Raw genomic sequence first — 16,776 nt, forward strand, 5'->3', positions numbered from 1 at the left:
ACCCCTCTGCACTGACAGTTGTTGCCAACATTGTGCCAAGCGAGAAGATAACCGGATTAGTTGCATGAAGCTCAACCCAAAACAAGACGAAGCGGTAAAATATATCAGTGGTCCATGCCTTGTATTGGCAGGGGCGGGCTCAGGTAAAACCCGGGTTATTACCAATAAAATTGCCTACCTAGTGCAGCAGTGTGAATACAAAGCAAAGAATATCGCTGCGGTCACCTTTACCAACAAAGCGGCGAAAGAAATGCGTGAACGTGTGGCACAAACTTTGGGTAAGCAAGAAGCTAAGGGTTTGTGGGTGTCGACATTCCATACATTAGGACTGGAAATCATTAAAAAAGAGGTCAAGACCTTAGGGTATAAACCTGGCTTTTCCTTGTTTGATGATCAAGACACGAATCAGTTGTTAAGTGAACTCACTGAAAAAGAGCTCGAGCGTGATAAAGACTTACTCAACTTGCTGAAGATGCAAATTGGTAACTGGAAGAATGAGCTTATTTTGCCAGAGCGTGCTATTCGAGAAGCGCGAGAGCCACAAAAAGCGCTATTCGCTCAGCTTTATGCGCGTTATCAAACACAGCTGCGTGCTTACAATGCCTTAGACTTTGATGACCTTATTATGATCCCAACGCTGCTTTTGAATCAGTCAGTTGATGTGAGAGAGCGCTGGCAGCAACGTTTCCGCTATTTGCTGGTGGATGAGTATCAAGATACCAATACCAGCCAGTACCAGTTAGTGAAACTATTAGTTGGCGAGCGCGCACGTTTTACTGTGGTTGGTGACGATGATCAGTCTATCTATTCTTGGCGTGGTGCTAAACCGCAAAACTTAGTGCTGTTGAGCAAAGACTTTCCGGGCCTAAGACTTATCAAGTTGGAGCAAAACTACCGCAGTGCTGGGCGGATCCTAAAAGCCGCGAATATCCTTATCGCTAACAATCCCCATGAATTTGATAAACAGCTGTTTAGTGAACTGGGGTATGGCGACCCGATCCGTGTGATAGCGACTCGTGACGAAGAACATGAAGCGGAGCGTGTGGTCGCGGAGATCATTTCACACAAGTTTATGACACGTACCAGCTATCGCGATTATGCATTGCTCTATCGCGGTAATCACCAAGCTAGAGTGTTTGAAAAGGCACTCATGACCAACCGCATTCCATACAAAATTAGTGGCGGTATGTCGTTCTTTGCACGCAGTGAAATTAAAGACATCATGGCTTATTTACGGTTCTTAGTGAATCAAGATGATGACAACGCATTTTTACGGATCGTCAATACCCCACGACGCGAGATTGGTCCGGTGACATTAGAAAAGTTAGGAAGCTTTGCCAACGAGCGTCATATTAGTCTATTTGCAGCGTGTTTTGAGTCAGAGCTCGCGGATCGCTTAGCGGGTCGTGGCTTAAATGCATTGATGGGATTTGCACGCTGGGTGGTTGAGCTTTCCGATCGAGCAACCCGGGGAGATACCTTGGAAGCGGTAAAAGATATGATCCGTGAAATTAATTACGAAGCTTATCTTTACGAGTCATCTCCCAGCGCTAAAGCGGCGGAAATGCGGATGAAAAACGTATCAGAACTATACCGTTGGATAAGTGATATGCTCACTGGAGATGCAGATAACCCTGCTATGACACTGCCAGAAGTGGTAAGCAAACTCACGTTAAGAGATATGCTTGAGCGCAATGAAGAGGAAGATGACTCAGATGCAGTGCAGTTGTTAACGCTGCATGCGTCCAAAGGTCTCGAGTATCCACACGTATTTATGGTGGGGATGGAAGAAGGCTTGTTACCCCATCAAACGAGTATTGACGAAGACAATGTCGAAGAAGAAAGGCGTTTGGCTTACGTTGGCATAACTCGCGCTCAGCAAACTTTAACTTTGACCTATACCAAGAGTCGTCGTCAATTTGGTGAGCAGATCACCCCAGAGCTGAGTCGCTTTGTACAAGAATTGCCGCAAGATGATTTACAAATTGAAGGGAAAAAGCCTGTGGCGACACAGGCAGAACGAATGGAAAAAGGTAAGTCGAACGTTGCAAATTTACGGGCAATGCTAAGACGGGACTGATTCGTTATCAAAACTCTGGATAAAGGCTACACGTTCGTTGCCCTTATCCAGCATTTGCTGTTTGCCAAAGAACAGCTGCAAGCCATGCTTTTCCAGTAAGCTTCTAAAGTTTAAAATTGCAGGACCTCGGGCGATGACCTTAATATTCTTCACCTTAGTAACGGCTAAAATACCTTGCAATTGAACCTCATAACTTGTTTGCTGTAGGACGCGTTTACTAAACGTCGAGCTTAATAAGACATAGGTAAAGTCAACTTGGCTGATTAGGGTGAGATCGCAGCGATCTTTACCAAAATTATTCAGCCCAATTGGGATCCCCATATCGGCCAAGGTCCTGAGATTTAATACCTGCTGGCTAGACGCAAAGCGAATTTCGCTTTCTTCGAAGAGCAAACAAAGTGTTTTGTCTTGCCGCTTAAGTTGCTGCTTTAGCGCGTCAAAATGTGCGCTTTCTAGTAACATTGCTGAACAACCAAATAGCATATCTTTATCGCGGCTACGGGCTATTTCTTGCGCTTTGTTAAGTAGGTGCAATTCAATTTCAAGCAGTTGAGATTTTTCTGCGGCAAACTTTTTCAGAATATCAAAACTGGTGCTGCCTAACACTGGATGCTCGCCAAAGGCTTCCAAAAAGCCAATTGGTTGGGCGTTATCTGACCAGTTCACGACTTCCGTACAGCGGAAGTGGGTAGGGAGCTTATCTAAGTGATGCTGCTCTTGCTGCTTTTGAGCACTTGAGCTTGCGGTTAGTAATGGGTGATAAAACTCATAGCGACCACGGCCAGCATTTTTAGCATAGTACATTGCTGCATCGGCATCTCTGATAATTTCATCGGTGTTACGGTATAGTTTATTACTATAGGTGATACCTATGCTGGCACCGCTTTGCATGCATACCCCCTTCAAACAGAAAGGTTGCTGCATGACTTTGATAATACGCTTTGCGACATCTTCCGCTTGCTGACGATCGGTTAGGTGATCAAGTAAGATCACGAATTCATCACCAGCAAGTCGAGCTAATAAATCGTGTTCACGAATACACTCTAAGAATGACTGAGCCACCCACACCAAAAACTGATCACCAGCTTGGTGACCTAATTCATCATTAATGTCTTTAAACTTATCTAAGTCGATAAAGAGAACGGCAAAATTATCTTCAGGATAACGATGATGTTTTTGCAGCGTCTTTTCGAGCTGAGTTAAAAACAAACTACGGTTTGGTAGACCCGTGAGTGAGTCATGATGGGCATCATGATAAAGCTGTTGCTCAATTTTTTTGCGCTCTTCCATCTGCATTTGTAGATGTAAATTGGCTTGCTGTAGCTCTTTGGTCTTTTCCGCAACTCGATGTTCTAACTGCTGGTGACTGATCTTTAGTGCTTGGTTCGCTAGGTGCGTTTGTAGTACAGAGGCAATCTGATTAGATACAAAAGAGATCAGTTCGACATCATCATAATTAAATTCGTGTTTGTGCTCATACGCCTGACATGCGATCAGGCCGATGACGCCAGTAGCGGTTTTTAACGGTGCACCAAGCCAACTAGTTGCAGCAAGCTTGTGGTTATAGCCAGCAGGGCGCTCTACTGTGCCCTCAAGTGCTAAGGCCTTGGCACGGGTACTGTCTATTAACTGGCTTTGCTCAGTACGAATGACCAGCTCACTATACCCTTTTGCAAATGGGCGAGGGTTATAACTGGTTTTTTCATCAACGCTATACGGGAAGGTAAGCCAATTCGTCTCTTTATCGTAAAGCGCTATGTAGAGGTTGTCGGCAAAAGTAATAGAACGAATAATATCGTGAACTTGTTGGTAAACATCGTCAATATCGGAGAACTGGGTTGCTAGTTCTGAGATTTTAAATAAGATTTGCTGCCTTTCTAGCGCGCGTTTGCGGTTTTCTATTTCTTTATTAAGTGCTTCATTACTTTGCATTAGTGCCCGCGTGCGGATTTTCACTTCAGACTCTAGTAACTCACGCTTTTTAACGCGTTCAATTGCAGTGGCCAAATATAATGACATGACTTCAAGCAATTCAACTTGATGATCGCTATAGGATTGTTCCGCTTCGTAGCTTTGTGACACCATAACGCCAATAATTGCGCCATCGCGATAGATAGGTACACCCACCCAATGCTCTGCTTGACTGCCCATTATCTTAAAATCGCCAGCATTGGCTCGCGATAGCATGTCGTCTTTGGTGAGATAAACGGTTTCACCGATTTTAAATACAAACCCAGTTACACCATCGTTGAAGTGATGTGCTTCATGAAGGGGGACAGAAATACCGTCTTTCTCATCAACAAAATACGATAGCTCTAGCGCTTGAGTAAAACGGTTTTGCAGGACAACATAAAAGCTTCTGCTAGGTAAATACTGAGACAGAATATTATGGATTGCTGGATACAACAGGGTAAGCTCAGCAACAGTGCTCGCCTGTTCTGATAACTGAATTAATGTGTATTGAAGTTGAGACTTTCTTTTATACTTTTTGAGTAAAGACTCTAATCTGGCGGTTCGCCGAGATAGTCTCCTAACCTGCTGTTGTGGCTCTTCCAATGACGAAACCAGTTCTTATTGTTGTTTAATTATTGAGCTTAATAGTTTCACTTTTAGCCGAGGTGGTCAAGTGTAAATTTCTCATTCCTGCTCGCTTTATAAAATGACATCAAGCCAGCGTTAATCACAGCTTCTATGACACTATATTGAGACGAAAATGCAGCGATAAACGCTGCACTCTCCAATAAGTCTTTCTGCCCTAAATAGAGAAGTTGAAATACTTATTTACTTGTCATGAAATCGATTGCGGCTGCAATCTCATCATCCGAGCAGTTCATACAAGTACCACGAGGAGGCATTGCATTGAAGCCATTGATCGCATGGTCTAGTAATACGTCTTTACCTTTGGCAATGCGAGGTGCCCAATCGTCAGCTGTTTTTGGTGCACCTAGTGCGCCTGTGCCGTGGCAAGCGAAACATGCCGCTTGATATACCTGCTCACCTGAACGAGGTCCTGATGGCTCGGCTTCTGCAGCACTTTCAGCACCAGCTAAATATACTGAGCCGATAGGCTGAAGACGTTTCTTAATCGCTTCTTCAGTTAAAGAATTGTCGTATGGTTGCGCAACTGCGGCTGTTGATAGCAATAAAAGTGCTGCTGAAAGTTTTTTCATTTACCTTGCTCACTTCGTTTGAACGTGTTCAATCACGATAATGGATGACGGAATTATTGGGATTATAACGTCACCTGTTCATTTATAAAACGTAAACTTGAGTATAAATGGTTAAAACCATTAATTTATTGCGTTAGGGCAAGCTTTTCTGCCTAAATTTGCAATCACTCAAGGCCGAAATACGAATTGTTCGGCCTTGGCACTTTCTTTTTCTATTACGAATGGATGGGGGAAACGATCGCTTCTATGCCATTTCGATTAGTTTAGTCACCGCCTTTTCGATGCCTGTCGCGGCTTCAAGGATGGATGACGCCAGCATATATGCCGGTGTACTAATCACTTTTTCATTGTCATCAACGACGATCTCGGTCACTTCACAATCCACGTGCTTTGCACCAAGCGTATTAATTGTCGTTGCGGTATCAACATCATTACCTATGGTCGTGAGTGTACCTGGTGTATGGATATGGGCGATAAGTGCTGGCGCAATACATAAATAAGCAATAGGCTTTTGCTGGTGATTAAACTCACGACATACGCGCTTTACGCTTTCAAGAATCGTGGAGTCTGCGCCTTTAAAAGCAAAGTCGGAAAGGTTCTTTGCTACACCAAAACCTCCTGGTAATACCAAAGCATCGAATTCGTCTGCACTTAATGTTTCCAGATCTGCAATTTCTCCGCGAGCAATGCGGGCGGCTTCAACAAGAACATTACGACGTTCATCTTGTTCTTCACCGGTGATGTGATTGATCACATGGAATTGATCAATATTAGGTGCAAAACACTGATAGCTTGCCCCTGCTTTTTCAAGATTGAGTAGTGTTAATACTGACTCGTGGATCTCGGCACCGTCGAATACTCCACAGCCACTTAAAATTACCGCTACTTTTTTCATTCATTTCTCCCTTCAATGTCACATCATGCGCGCTATATGCATAAAAAGAATTATGCACGAATTAAAAAATTATAAAGGATCTTCTATGATCTTTGATCAATTGTGTTAGTATATTCCTCCGCTTGAGAAAATCAGGCTATTTTTTACTCACCCAGTTTGTTAAGCGTGACTAAAAAAATTCTTTATCCACAAAGCGGTAAAGATAATAACAATAAAAAAGGCACAAAAAACGCAAATAAATCAAAGTTTTAATTTGCACTCTGACTTTTAAAACAAAGTTCCGGAGCGATTTTTCGTGTTTGTCTACAAAGTTATCCACAGGTGAAGCACGATTTATCTAAATGATGAGATAACGCGAAACTCGTTTTATCTTGTGCCTTGTGGCATCCTTACATTCTACTCTACAAAAGACTAATTTAGGATCCAATATTTATGTCTCAGATCCCTCAAAATCCGTTGATCTTGGTTGATGGTTCTTCCTATTTATTTCGTGCTTATCATGCGCCACCACATTTAACAAACTCAAAAGGTGAAGCAACTGGTGCGATCTACGGTGTGATCAATATGCTTAAGAGTTTGCTTAAGCAATATCAACCAAGTCATATGGTAGTAGTCTTTGACGCTAAAGGGCCAACTTTCCGCAACGAAATGTATAGCGAGTATAAAGCGCATCGCCCACCTATGCCGGATGATCTGAGAACGCAAATTGAGCCGATCCACGAAATCATTAAAGCAATGGGCCTGCCACTGGTAAGTATAAGTGGTGTCGAGGCCGATGACGTGATCGGTACATTCTCTAAAATAGCGTCGGAGGAGAGTCGCCATGTGCTAATCAGCACTGGGGATAAGGATATGGCGCAATTGGTCAATGAACATGTCACGTTGATCAATACAATGACGAATACGATCTTAGACCCTGAAGGGGTAGTGGATAAGTTTGGTATTGGTCCTGATTTGATCATCGACTATCTCGCGTTAATGGGAGATAAGGTCGATAACATTCCGGGTGTACCTGGCGTTGGTGAAAAAACGGCATTGGCGATGCTTCAGGGGTTAGGCTCAATTGATTCGCTTTACGAAAACTTAGACAAAATTGCTGACTTAGGTTTTCGTGGTTCAAAAACCATGGCGAAAAAATTAGAGGAACACCAAGAGCAGCTAAGGCTGTCGTACGAATTAGCCACCATTAAGCTGGATTGTGAAGTAGAGCAAGACTTAGAGCAATTTAAGATAGCTGAGATGGATAAAGATCGCTTAATCGAGCTATATGGTCAGTGTGAATTTAAGCGTTGGTTAGCTGAATTGCTGGATGGTCAGTCACAAGCTGATATCGTTGATGTGGAGGCTGAAGGGTCGGCGCCTGCGGCGGCGCAGGTCGACACCCAGTACGAGACCATTTTGACAAAAGCACAGCTTGATGACTGGGTAACTAAGTTAAAAGCAGCCCAGCTCATTGCTTTTGATACTGAAACCACCAGTGTTAACTATATGCAGGCGGATCTAGTTGGAATGAGCTTTGCAGTTGCACCGGGCGAAGCGGCTTACTTACCAATCAATCACGATTATGTGGGAGCGCCCGAGCAGCTTTCTCAAGATATAGTGTTCGAGATCATGGCACCACTACTTGCAGATCCTCAGATCAAAAAAGTGGGTCAAAACTTAAAATATGATCAAAGTGTGCTTGCTCGTGCCGGGCTTGAACTGCAGGGGATCGCTTTTGATACCATGTTGGAGTCTTACGTATTTAACAGCGTAGGAACTCGCCACGATATGGACTCCTTGGCGCTAAAATATTTAGGCCATAAAACCATTAGCTTTGAAGACATCGCAGGCAAAGGTAAGAACCAACTGACCTTTAACCAAATTGAGCTAGAAAAGGCGGCACCTTATGCAGCGGAAGACGCAGACATTACGCTGAGATTGCATCAACATCTCTGGCCGTTAATTGAAAAAGAAAATCGCCTTAAGCAGGTATTTACAGAGATTGAATTACCGCTGCTGAGCGTACTTTCTCGCATTGAACGCACTGGTGTGCACATTGATGGCGATATGCTAGCGAAGCAAAGTATCGAGATTGAAAACCGCTTAGGTGAGCTTGAACAACAAGCTTTTGAAATTGCAGGTGAGGAGTTCAACCTGAGTTCAACAAAGCAACTACAAGCGATATTGTTCGACAAACTTGAGCTGCCAGTGATTAAGAAAACGCCAAAAGGCGCGCCTTCAACGGCTGAAGAAGTGCTACAAGAGTTGGCACATGATTATCCACTGCCAAAACTTATTATTGAACACCGTGGCTTGGCTAAGCTGAAATCAACCTATACCGACAAATTACCAAAATTGGTTAATGCGGATACCGGTCGTGTGCACACTTCTTATCATCAAGCCGTCACCGCAACGGGCCGTCTAAGCTCAAGCGATCCTAACTTGCAAAATATTCCAATCCGTAATGAAGCAGGGCGTCGTATTCGTCAGGCATTTGTTGCTGACAATAATAAACAAATCGTCGCGGCGGATTACAGCCAAATCGAGCTTAGGATCATGGCACACTTGTCACAAGATAAAGGGTTGTTGAGTGCCTTTGCTGAAGGTAAAGATGTACACAGTGCAACGGCATCTGAAGTGTTTTCCGTGCCGCTTGAGGAAGTGACTTCTGATATGCGCCGCAAAGCCAAAGCGGTTAACTTTGGCTTGATCTATGGCATGAGTGCGTTTGGTCTGTCACGTCAGTTAGATATTCCAAGAAATGAAGCGCAACATTATATGGATATGTACTTTGAACGCTTCCCTGGTGTATTAGAGTATATGGAGCGCACGCGTGAAGAGGCTGCTGATAAAGGGTATGTAGAAACCTTATTCGGTCGCCGCTTGTATCTACCAGATATCAATGCGCGTAATGGCGCTCGCAGAAAAGCAGCTGAACGTGCAGCCATCAACGCTCCGATGCAGGGTACTGCGGCGGATATCATCAAAAAAGCGATGATTAAAGTAGATGAATGGCTACAAAGCTGTGATAGCAATGATATCCAGTTGCTCATGCAAGTGCACGATGAATTGGTGTTTGAAGTACACAGTGATAAAGTTGCCGAGTACAGTGAAAAGATCTGTGAGTTGATGAGCGCTGCGGCAGTACTTGATGTACCGTTATTAGTTGAAGCTGACAGTGGTGACAACTGGGAACAAGCGCACTAGTCGATATTAAAATCTACCTGAGTTGCACTATTCGATTAGACTAGTGCAACTTCATTCATTTTTGTTTGCAAGTATACACTAGCAGCATAGCGTCTTGATTTTGTAGCTCCTGTTAATCCCTAGTAACAAAAAAAAAANTTAACGTTGAAAGTTTATCAAATTGGCTCAAGTTTTGCTTTTTGGTGTTTATTTCTGGATGNTCTATTTGTTATTGTTCGCGCCGTCCTCATCCTGTAGGACATCCTGTTGATGATGTATCTCTCGAAAGAGGATACAGTGTATTGATAGCTTCTCCCCAGATTGCTATAGCGGCTCGTAATTTTTACGGGCCGTCTTTTTCTTCTTTTATCAAAGATGATACCAATTGGTGTAACTCCCCAATCAATGTGAAGGGAAACCCCTGTTAGCTTCGTTAAAAATCTTTCGTTTAGGAAAACTAAATCACAAAATTTTTGCTTGGCTACTAAAGCTATTTTCTCGCTGTAAAATGAATACCATGAGCGTAAAAGTATTCCAACATAACAACGAGTTTATGATTAAAGGTTTATTTAATTTGCACTGCGTTTTACACTGAGCGCTCAAATGCAATTCACTCTCATTTCATAAGGAAGTCGTCATGCTAAAGTACCTTCTTTTAGGTAGTGCACTTATTTCTTCTCAGGCGTTCGCTGCTTGGCAATTTAATCAACAGCAAAGCGATGTTAGTTTTGTGTCTGTGAAACAGACTAGCGTTGCAGAAGTACATCATTTTAAAACGATAGATAGTACATTATCTGCTAAAGGCGAGCTTGAGGTTAATATTGACTTGGCAAGCGTCGAAACGATGATCCCGATCCGTAATGAACGCATGCAAAAGATGCTGTTTAATGTAGCGCAACACCCAAAGGCGAAAGTTAACGCTGATGTTTCTGAAGTGCTTGCTAAACTTAAAGCTGGTACACAAAAAATCAATGATGTGACAGCAACACTGACACTGCATGGTCAGATCCAAAAGATCAGCCTAGACTTATTGATAACGAAAAGTGCTAATGGCTTGGTGGTTACACCGGTACATGCATTTATTCTCGATTCTAAGCAGTTTGGGTTAGATAAAGGAATTGAAGCGCTACGAGAAATTGCGGGTCTGAAGACTATCGCGACTAGCGTGCCTGTTAGCTTCAATTTGGTTTTTGATGAGCAAAATTGATACGTTAATCAAACAGTATGTTACGACTCATGCGCCGACCGAAAATTGGTCGGCGCCGTCGTGCGGTTTTTCTGACATCAAAATTGCGGCGGATGGTCGTTGGTTTCATCAAGGGCGTGAAATTAAACGGCAATCACTTGTTGCCTTGTTTGCTAGTGTTTTAACCTTTGATGGTCAACAGTATTGGTTAAAAACACCAGCTGAAAGTTGTGAGATAGAGGTGCTTGCTCATCCGTTTATTATCGAGCAATGGCGTTATTGTGATGAAGCATCGGCTGTGGAGTTATCACCTTGTATTATCGCGATAGATAATTTAGGCCGTAAATGGCCCATTTGTGATGTGTTTCCATTAGCGCTTGAGCATGTTAATGGGGGAGATATTCCATTTCTCACACTCAATTATGGTTTAACCGCTAGAATTTCACGAAATGTCTATTATCAGTGGGCTGAATTGCTCGAGGAAGATGAAAAAGGTCTTTATCTGATGTCGGCAAAGACGCGCTTTTATCTTAGCTAAGCGCGCCCTACGTTTGATTATTCGCTCGTTTCTTCTTGAGCTTCTTTGACAAACGGACCTAAGTACCAATCATCCAGTTTCCACGCCAATTCGTTTAATCCGATGCCTTTCAAAGAAGAGAACGCGTGAACGGTGATATCACCGTTTATTTCAGATAGCGCACGACGTACTTGTAGCACTTCTGCTTTGCGCTTACCTTGTTTTAGCTTATCGGCTTTAGTCAACAACGCCAATACTGGTATATTGCTGCCAGTCGCCCAGTGGATGAGATCCATATCGAGATCTTTAAGAGGGTGACGAATATCCATTAATACCACAATCCCTTTAAGACATTTACGGCGTTGCAAATATTCACCTAATGCTTTTTGCCATTTCTTCTTCATCTCTAACGGGACTTTTGCAAAGCCATAACCAGGTAAATCGATCAAACGCTGATCTTCACCTAGAGAAAAAGTATTAATCAGTTGAGTCCGACCAGGTGTTTTACTGGTGCGCGCCAGTTTTTGGTCTGTAAGCGTATTGAGCGCGCTCGACTTACCAGCGTTAGAACGACCCGCAAAAGCAACTTCAATTCCAGTGTCTGGTGGCAGTTTACTGATATCTGGGGCACTTGTGATAAATTGTGCCTGATTGTATTTAACGCGAGATTTTAGCACGCTGACTCCTAACTGATTAAACTTTCGCGGATGGAATTGCGTATTTTATAACAGTATGACGGAAACCAAAAGCATTGTGAGGTTGGTTCTAAATGCCGCTTTTGTTGCAAATTGGCTGAAGCGTCGTCCCAATATTAATTAATCTAGGTCAAGTCCCTATAAATTATAAGCTTAATATGGGCAGAAAACGTGCCAGAGAAAGTAATATCGTGTAGAATGTAGAAATTGCAATGTCAATCTAAAGTGTATACCTATCAGTAGTCACTGCTGAGCAAGGCGTATTTAGATGGATCGGTGCTGTTTGGCGTTATATTTGCTAAGTTTGCATGCATGATTCATCTGATTAACATAACAACCTAATTAGTACTGATTGGTATTATTTGCCCGAGCAATAAAGAGAGCGACTTTGTTCGCGAGGGTACAAATTACAGGGTCGGAAACAGAGAATTTACCATGAAAAAAATAGCATTAACTTTAACAATGTTGCTTGGTACGTTGTCAGCAAGCAACGCATCGGCATTCGATGGTGACGCGGAAGCAGGTAAAGCAAAGTCTGCAACGTGTGCAGCATGTCACGGTCCAGATGGCAATGCCCCTGTGACTATGTATCCTAAGATCGCAGGTCAGCACGCAGATTATATATATAAGCAGCTACAAGAGTTTAAGCTAGGTATGACGTCTGGTGGTAAAGAAGGGCGTATGGATCCTGTGATGAGTGGTATGGCTATGCCGCTGGCAGATCAAGATATGAAAGATTTAGCCGCATATTTCTCTTCTTTATCTATGTCTGCTGGTTCAACGCCGGAAGATGTTGTTGCTGTAGGTCAGCAGCTTTATAAAGCAGGTGATGCTGAGCGTGGTATTCCAGCTTGCGCAGCGTGTCACGGTCCTCGTGGTAACGGTACTTCTTTAGCTAAGTTCCCTAAAGTGTCGTTCCAGCACCCTGAGTACATCAAATCACAGCTTGAGAAGTTCCGCGATGGTACTCGTAACAACGACATGAATGGTATGATGCGTGATATCGCGCAGAAGCTTACAGACAAAGACATCGAAGTATTATCTAAGTACTTAGGCGGTCTACACTAAAGTCGTATAGTGAGTTTACCTCTCTCAGTGTAAACTCTTACTATTGAAAAAAGGGCAGCATAGGCTGCCTTTTTTTGTTTTTGAGATTGTGAGATATATCTCACTTTTGATGTGAGATATTTACTTGTGCAGCATGTGAGTTTTAGCTTATTTTTAAGCTCTTGTTCAGTGTAAGTTTATGTAATTCATCTTTTTTCTGTTTAATTAAAAAAATTAAGGTAAGAAATTTGTTATTAAACAGTTGTAACTCAAGCTCAGGAGCGTAGATTATTCGTTGTCGCCAAGCAATACAAAAAAAGGGACAATTCGATACGGAAGCGTAGGTGGCAAAGTTATGTATCTAGTTGGATACGAAGGACTATCAAGAAAGCGTCAGGAAGGCCGAGAATAAGAAAATCACGGAAGTCTCATAATAAAAACAATATGGAAAGTGTCACGGAAGTCTAAATAAAAACAATACGGACGACAATAAAATAAAAAGAATAATAATAAGACTTAAAAGTCGAAGGGAGAAGTGTCCAGTTGTGACGCTCAGATTAGTAGGCGGTAGAGAGTGATCTCTGCCGCCTTTTTATTTGGTTGCCTCTATTATACCTGATACAATAGCCGCCTTATTAAGCAATCACTGTTGACCATTGCAAGATTCAACTCTATTCAGTTGTGGCCTGTGCCAAGGTAATCAGCTTGAAGCCTACCATCAAGACAAGTATCGACTGTACTGGCAATGTCAAACCTGCCAGTTGGTGATGGTTGATCCCAAGTCGAGATTAACACCAGCTCAAGAAAAGGCCATTTATAATAGCCATGAAAACGATCTGGCTGATGAAGGCTATCGACGCTTTCTAGCACGAGTGGCGGATCCACTGTTGGCACGTTTGGTGATACCAAGCCAAGGCTTAGATTTTGGCTGTGGGCCTGGCCCGCTGCTTGCGAAAATGCTTGAAGAAGCAGGGCATCAGGTGGCTTTGTTTGACCTGTACTATGCTAATGATGCCAGTGTACTGACTCGTCAGTACGACTTTATCGTCAGTACAGAAGTGGTGGAGCATTTAGCAGAACCTGCAAAAGTATTAACGCAATTGTTAGCATGTTTAAAAGTGGGAAAGCCGCTAGCCTTGATGACCAAGCTCGTCATTGATAAAGCACGCTTTGCGAATTGGCACTATAAAAATGACCTGACGCATATTTCATTTTTTAGCCAAGAAAGCTTTGCGTATTTTGCCGCGCAGCAGGATTGTGAATTAGAATTTATTGGGAATGATGTCATCATTCTCACCAAGCGTAGTTAACGCGAGAATTTTGGATAACCAATTATGACTAGAAAGAAAAAGACACGTAAAGTTGCAGCCAATGGAACACCAAGGCTGAGTAAAGAAAAGCTCCAAGCGTTACGTGCACTAAAAGAGCAGCGTAGCAAAAAAACTAAAGGTAAAAAGCCGGGTTCTAGAAATGCACCAGAGATCCTAGTGAAAGAGCAATCAAACACGACGACCAATAAAGATCCGCGTGTTGGTAGCAAAAAGCCCATTTCTTTGGTCGCAGAGCCACAACCGACTAAGTCGAATGCACAGCCAGAGATGAAGCGCCATCTACAGCCGCAAGTTAAGTTAACTACAGCGGTAGAGACGTTAACGCCAGAGCAAGAGCTAGAGCAGTTAGAAAATGACGAACGCTTGATGGCGCTACTTGAACGCCATGAACGCGGTGAACTGCTAACAGGTAAAGATGCGAAATACTTCAATCGCGGCATTGCACGTCATCAGGAACTATGTGAGATCTTAGGAATTGATGATGAGTTTGAAGAAGGCGATATGCTAGAAGATGATCCAATGGATCAGTTTATGAGTAATGATCTAGCAAATGAATGGCTAGACGACGACTTTGAGGAAGATGATAAGTAATGAATACTGCATGGATCATCGCAATCATTATTGGTGCCCTGATTATTGCTGGACTGGCGTTTTACGCGGGTAAATTACTATGGCAACTGAAGGTGCAAAAAGAGCAGATTGCCAAACATCGCGAGCAAAAGGCTGCTGAGCTTGAAAAGTCACGGCAGCAGCGCAATGGAAAAATTGCGGATAGCGTTAACTTGATCGCGCGTGCGATGAAGGAAAAACAGTGTGAATATTCTGAAGGGTGTTTACGAGTTTGGGTACTCATCTCGCAATATAGCTTTGATGAGGAAGTTGACTTACAACAGAGTTATCCTGGTGTTTATCAGATGTATGATGAAGTCAAAGAAATGCCAACTCATGACGCGCGTAAGAAGTATTCTAAAAAAGAGATTTTCAAAATGGATAGCCAGCGTTGGCGTGCTGAAGAGCGCCTAGAAGCGGAGATCTTACAGGACTGTGAAAAGCTGATAGCGCGCTTTAAAGCGGCCTCTGGCAGTGAAAATGTTGTGTTCCAGTAAGTTGGTTTTTGGTAAATGGCTGAGTGAATTTTGATCCAAACTTCAGATTAAACGCCCCTAGTGGGCGTTTTCAGTTCTAAATGAGAAATTTTTAACGCAGCTAGGGTTAGGTTTACTCTTTCAACAAGTTGAGTAAGTATTAAGTCAAATAGATATGACTTTACTGTGTGATGTATTCACACTCGGTTAGCACTAAGGCGTCTTTGCATTGGTAATATACTTCCACTTGTTGTCCTTTGCTTAAATCCTTGTGTAGTGTTTCCATCAAAGTGAAACTAAGTTTCTTGTCATCAAACTGAGTCAGCTGGACAGCATCAAAACCAAAGAACTTTTGCACCGTGCTATAAAGTGCTTTAAATATGCTCTCTTTGGCCGAGAAAATAACCGTCAACGGGCAGTGCACTTGCTCACCAAAAAGCGCAAAAATTTCAGCTTCTTCAGGATGTAAGATTTGCCGTTGTAGTTCGAGTTCCTGTTTCGGTTTCATATCTCTTTCGATATCAATGCCTAAGCCTTTCACGGCGATATCATCAGTAGCAATTGCAGCCGCGATCCCTCGAGTATGCGTGATACTGGCAACAATATTAGCAGGCCAGATAGGCGCCCGATCGGAGCCGTTAAGCAGCGTAAAGTCACCTTGTCCAAATTGCGCTAGGCAAGTTTTGGCACATATTCGTCCCGCTAAAAACTCGGCTCGCCTTTTCGCTACCGCTTTATCAAGTGAAGCGGGCAGAAGTATATTTTGCTGTTCAAAGGAAAGCGCGTCAAAGCTGTCAGGATCAAACTGAATGCAATGAAAGTGGTGTGAGAGATAGGGGGTAAATAGGTGACTCTGAGTGCTCTGCAAAGCTGACTCCCGTTATTCGTATCCATTATTACAAGGCTGATATTGCGCCTCTAATTCGCTTTGGACGCTTAGTGTGCATGAGCTAAGCGTCCATAGCAAGATATGAACGAGAGATTGAAAGTTATTTTAACTTACTTGCAACTGACACTAGTTGCAGCGCGAGGCTTGATACTTTTTCAGCAAGTTCTGGGTCTTTAATTTTACCTCGGTCATCAAATACATTAAATGCGCTAGGTACGGCCAATTGGTCTGCGAGGACTAAACTGCCAATGCCAGACAACACATCGCGGACATGGTTTAGGCCGCGTAATCCACCTAAGCCGCCTGGTGAGGCTGCATAGAGTGCCACTACTTTGTTTCTAAATGCTGGCACTGCACCTTGTTCTGTTCTGGATGCCCAATCTATTGCGTTCTTGAGCACTGCGGTGAAGGAGCCGTTGTATTCTGGGCTTGCTAACAGAATACCATCGGCATCGCGTAGCTTGTCTTTTAAAAGTTGAACACCTTTTGGTGTGCCTTGTGCTTCAAGATCTTCGTCGAACATTGGAATATCTAAATCTTGTAACTTGATCACTTCTACTTCTGCGCCACTTTCTAGTGCAAAGTTTGCCGCGGCTTGGATGAGTAATTGGTTATAGCTGTCTTTTCTTAAACTGCCTGCGAGTGCGATAATTTTTGCTGTAGTCATCTTGCTGATACCTTATTTTGTTTCGTTAAAGTGATAGTAGCAAAAT

14 protein-coding genes are annotated in these 16,776 nt (G+C 43.0%); 8 read left to right on the forward strand and 6 right to left on the reverse strand.

Translation table 11 applies throughout. From position 1 onward, the window contains the following. Positions 1-64: 64 nt before the first annotated feature. Positions 65-2,080, forward strand: coding sequence for a DNA helicase Rep (gene rep / locus CKO50_RS16360; protein ID WP_095729021.1), 2,016 nt, complete (start codon positions 65-67; stop codon positions 2,078-2,080). Here the strand turns inward: rep and CKO50_RS16365 are convergent. The 3 genes from CKO50_RS16365 to elbB all read right to left on the reverse strand — a co-directional run bounded on the left by CKO50_RS16365 (position 2,066) and on the right by elbB (position 6,145). Continuing rightward, positions 2,066-4,636 (reverse strand): diguanylate cyclase, encoded by a 2,571-nt coding sequence (locus tag CKO50_RS16365; RefSeq protein ID WP_095729022.1) that lies wholly within the window; start codon positions 4,634-4,636, stop codon positions 2,066-2,068. The genes rep and CKO50_RS16365 overlap by 15 nt on opposite strands. Before the next feature lie 221 nt (positions 4,637-4,857). Further along, positions 4,858-5,250 carry a cytochrome c5 family protein gene (locus CKO50_RS16370; RefSeq protein ID WP_010607776.1) on the reverse strand — a complete coding sequence of 131 codons (393 nt, stop codon included), beginning with the start codon at positions 5,248-5,250 and terminating at the stop codon, positions 4,858-4,860. A 244-nt stretch (positions 5,251-5,494) separates the two neighbouring features. Then, positions 5,495-6,145, reverse strand: a complete 651-nt coding sequence (elbB, locus tag CKO50_RS16375) for an isoprenoid biosynthesis glyoxalase ElbB (RefSeq protein WP_095729023.1) — start codon at positions 6,143-6,145, stop codon at positions 5,495-5,497. A gap of 432 nt (positions 6,146-6,577) precedes the next feature. Between elbB and polA the strand changes: the two genes are divergently transcribed. The 3 genes from polA to CKO50_RS16390 all read left to right on the forward strand — a co-directional run bounded on the left by polA (position 6,578) and on the right by CKO50_RS16390 (position 11,037). Beyond that, a complete protein-coding gene (polA, locus tag CKO50_RS16380) occupies positions 6,578-9,334 on the forward strand; it encodes a DNA polymerase I (protein WP_095729024.1) in 2,757 nt (918 codons plus the stop codon). A gap of 616 nt (positions 9,335-9,950) precedes the next feature. Continuing rightward, a complete protein-coding gene (locus CKO50_RS16385) occupies positions 9,951-10,520 on the forward strand; it encodes a YceI family protein (RefSeq protein ID WP_095729025.1) in 570 nt (189 codons plus the stop codon). Then, entirely contained in the window at positions 10,507-11,037 is a 531-nt protein-coding gene (locus CKO50_RS16390) for a DUF1285 domain-containing protein (RefSeq protein WP_095729026.1), read from the forward strand. The genes CKO50_RS16385 and CKO50_RS16390 overlap by 14 nt, the downstream gene beginning before the upstream one ends. Before the next feature lie 17 nt (positions 11,038-11,054). Here CKO50_RS16390 and yihA read toward each other — a convergent pair whose 3' ends face one another. Next, a complete protein-coding gene (yihA, locus tag CKO50_RS16395; RefSeq protein WP_095729027.1) occupies positions 11,055-11,693 on the reverse strand; it encodes a ribosome biogenesis GTP-binding protein YihA/YsxC in 639 nt (212 codons plus the stop codon). A gap of 453 nt (positions 11,694-12,146) precedes the next feature. Between yihA and CKO50_RS16400 the strand changes: the two genes are divergently transcribed. The 4 genes from CKO50_RS16400 to CKO50_RS16415 all read left to right on the forward strand — a co-directional run bounded on the left by CKO50_RS16400 (position 12,147) and on the right by CKO50_RS16415 (position 15,195). Further along, complete coding sequence (locus tag CKO50_RS16400; protein WP_095729028.1) at positions 12,147-12,779, forward strand: cytochrome c; 633 nt, start codon at positions 12,147-12,149, stop codon at positions 12,777-12,779. Between the two features lie 635 nt (positions 12,780-13,414). Next, positions 13,415-14,068, forward strand: coding sequence for a class I SAM-dependent methyltransferase (locus tag CKO50_RS16405; RefSeq protein WP_095729029.1), 654 nt, complete (start codon positions 13,415-13,417; stop codon positions 14,066-14,068). 24 nt (positions 14,069-14,092) lie between these two features. Next, positions 14,093-14,680 carry a Der GTPase-activating protein YihI gene (gene yihI, locus CKO50_RS16410; RefSeq protein WP_095729030.1) on the forward strand — a complete coding sequence of 196 codons (588 nt, stop codon included), beginning with the start codon at positions 14,093-14,095 and terminating at the stop codon, positions 14,678-14,680. After that, complete coding sequence (locus CKO50_RS16415) at positions 14,680-15,195, forward strand: DUF2489 domain-containing protein (protein ID WP_095729031.1); 516 nt, start codon at positions 14,680-14,682, stop codon at positions 15,193-15,195. The genes yihI and CKO50_RS16415 overlap by 1 nt, the downstream gene beginning before the upstream one ends. Positions 15,196-15,355: 160 nt before the next feature. Here CKO50_RS16415 and CKO50_RS16420 read toward each other — a convergent pair whose 3' ends face one another. Together CKO50_RS16420 and CKO50_RS16425 are read right to left on the reverse strand one after the other, a co-directional pair. Next, the gene (locus tag CKO50_RS16420; protein WP_095729032.1) at positions 15,356-16,042 is read right to left on the reverse strand and encodes a 4'-phosphopantetheinyl transferase; all 687 of its coding nucleotides are present in this window, start codon (positions 16,040-16,042) and stop codon (positions 15,356-15,358) included. 121 nt (positions 16,043-16,163) lie between these two features. After that, the gene (locus CKO50_RS16425; RefSeq protein WP_095729033.1) at positions 16,164-16,730 is read right to left on the reverse strand and encodes an NADPH-dependent FMN reductase; all 567 of its coding nucleotides are present in this window, start codon (positions 16,728-16,730) and stop codon (positions 16,164-16,166) included. Between the last annotated feature and the right edge of the window lie 46 nt (positions 16,731-16,776).

Source organism: Pseudoalteromonas sp. HM-SA03 (assembly GCF_002289345.1).
GTDB lineage: Bacteria > Pseudomonadota > Gammaproteobacteria > Enterobacterales > Alteromonadaceae > Pseudoalteromonas.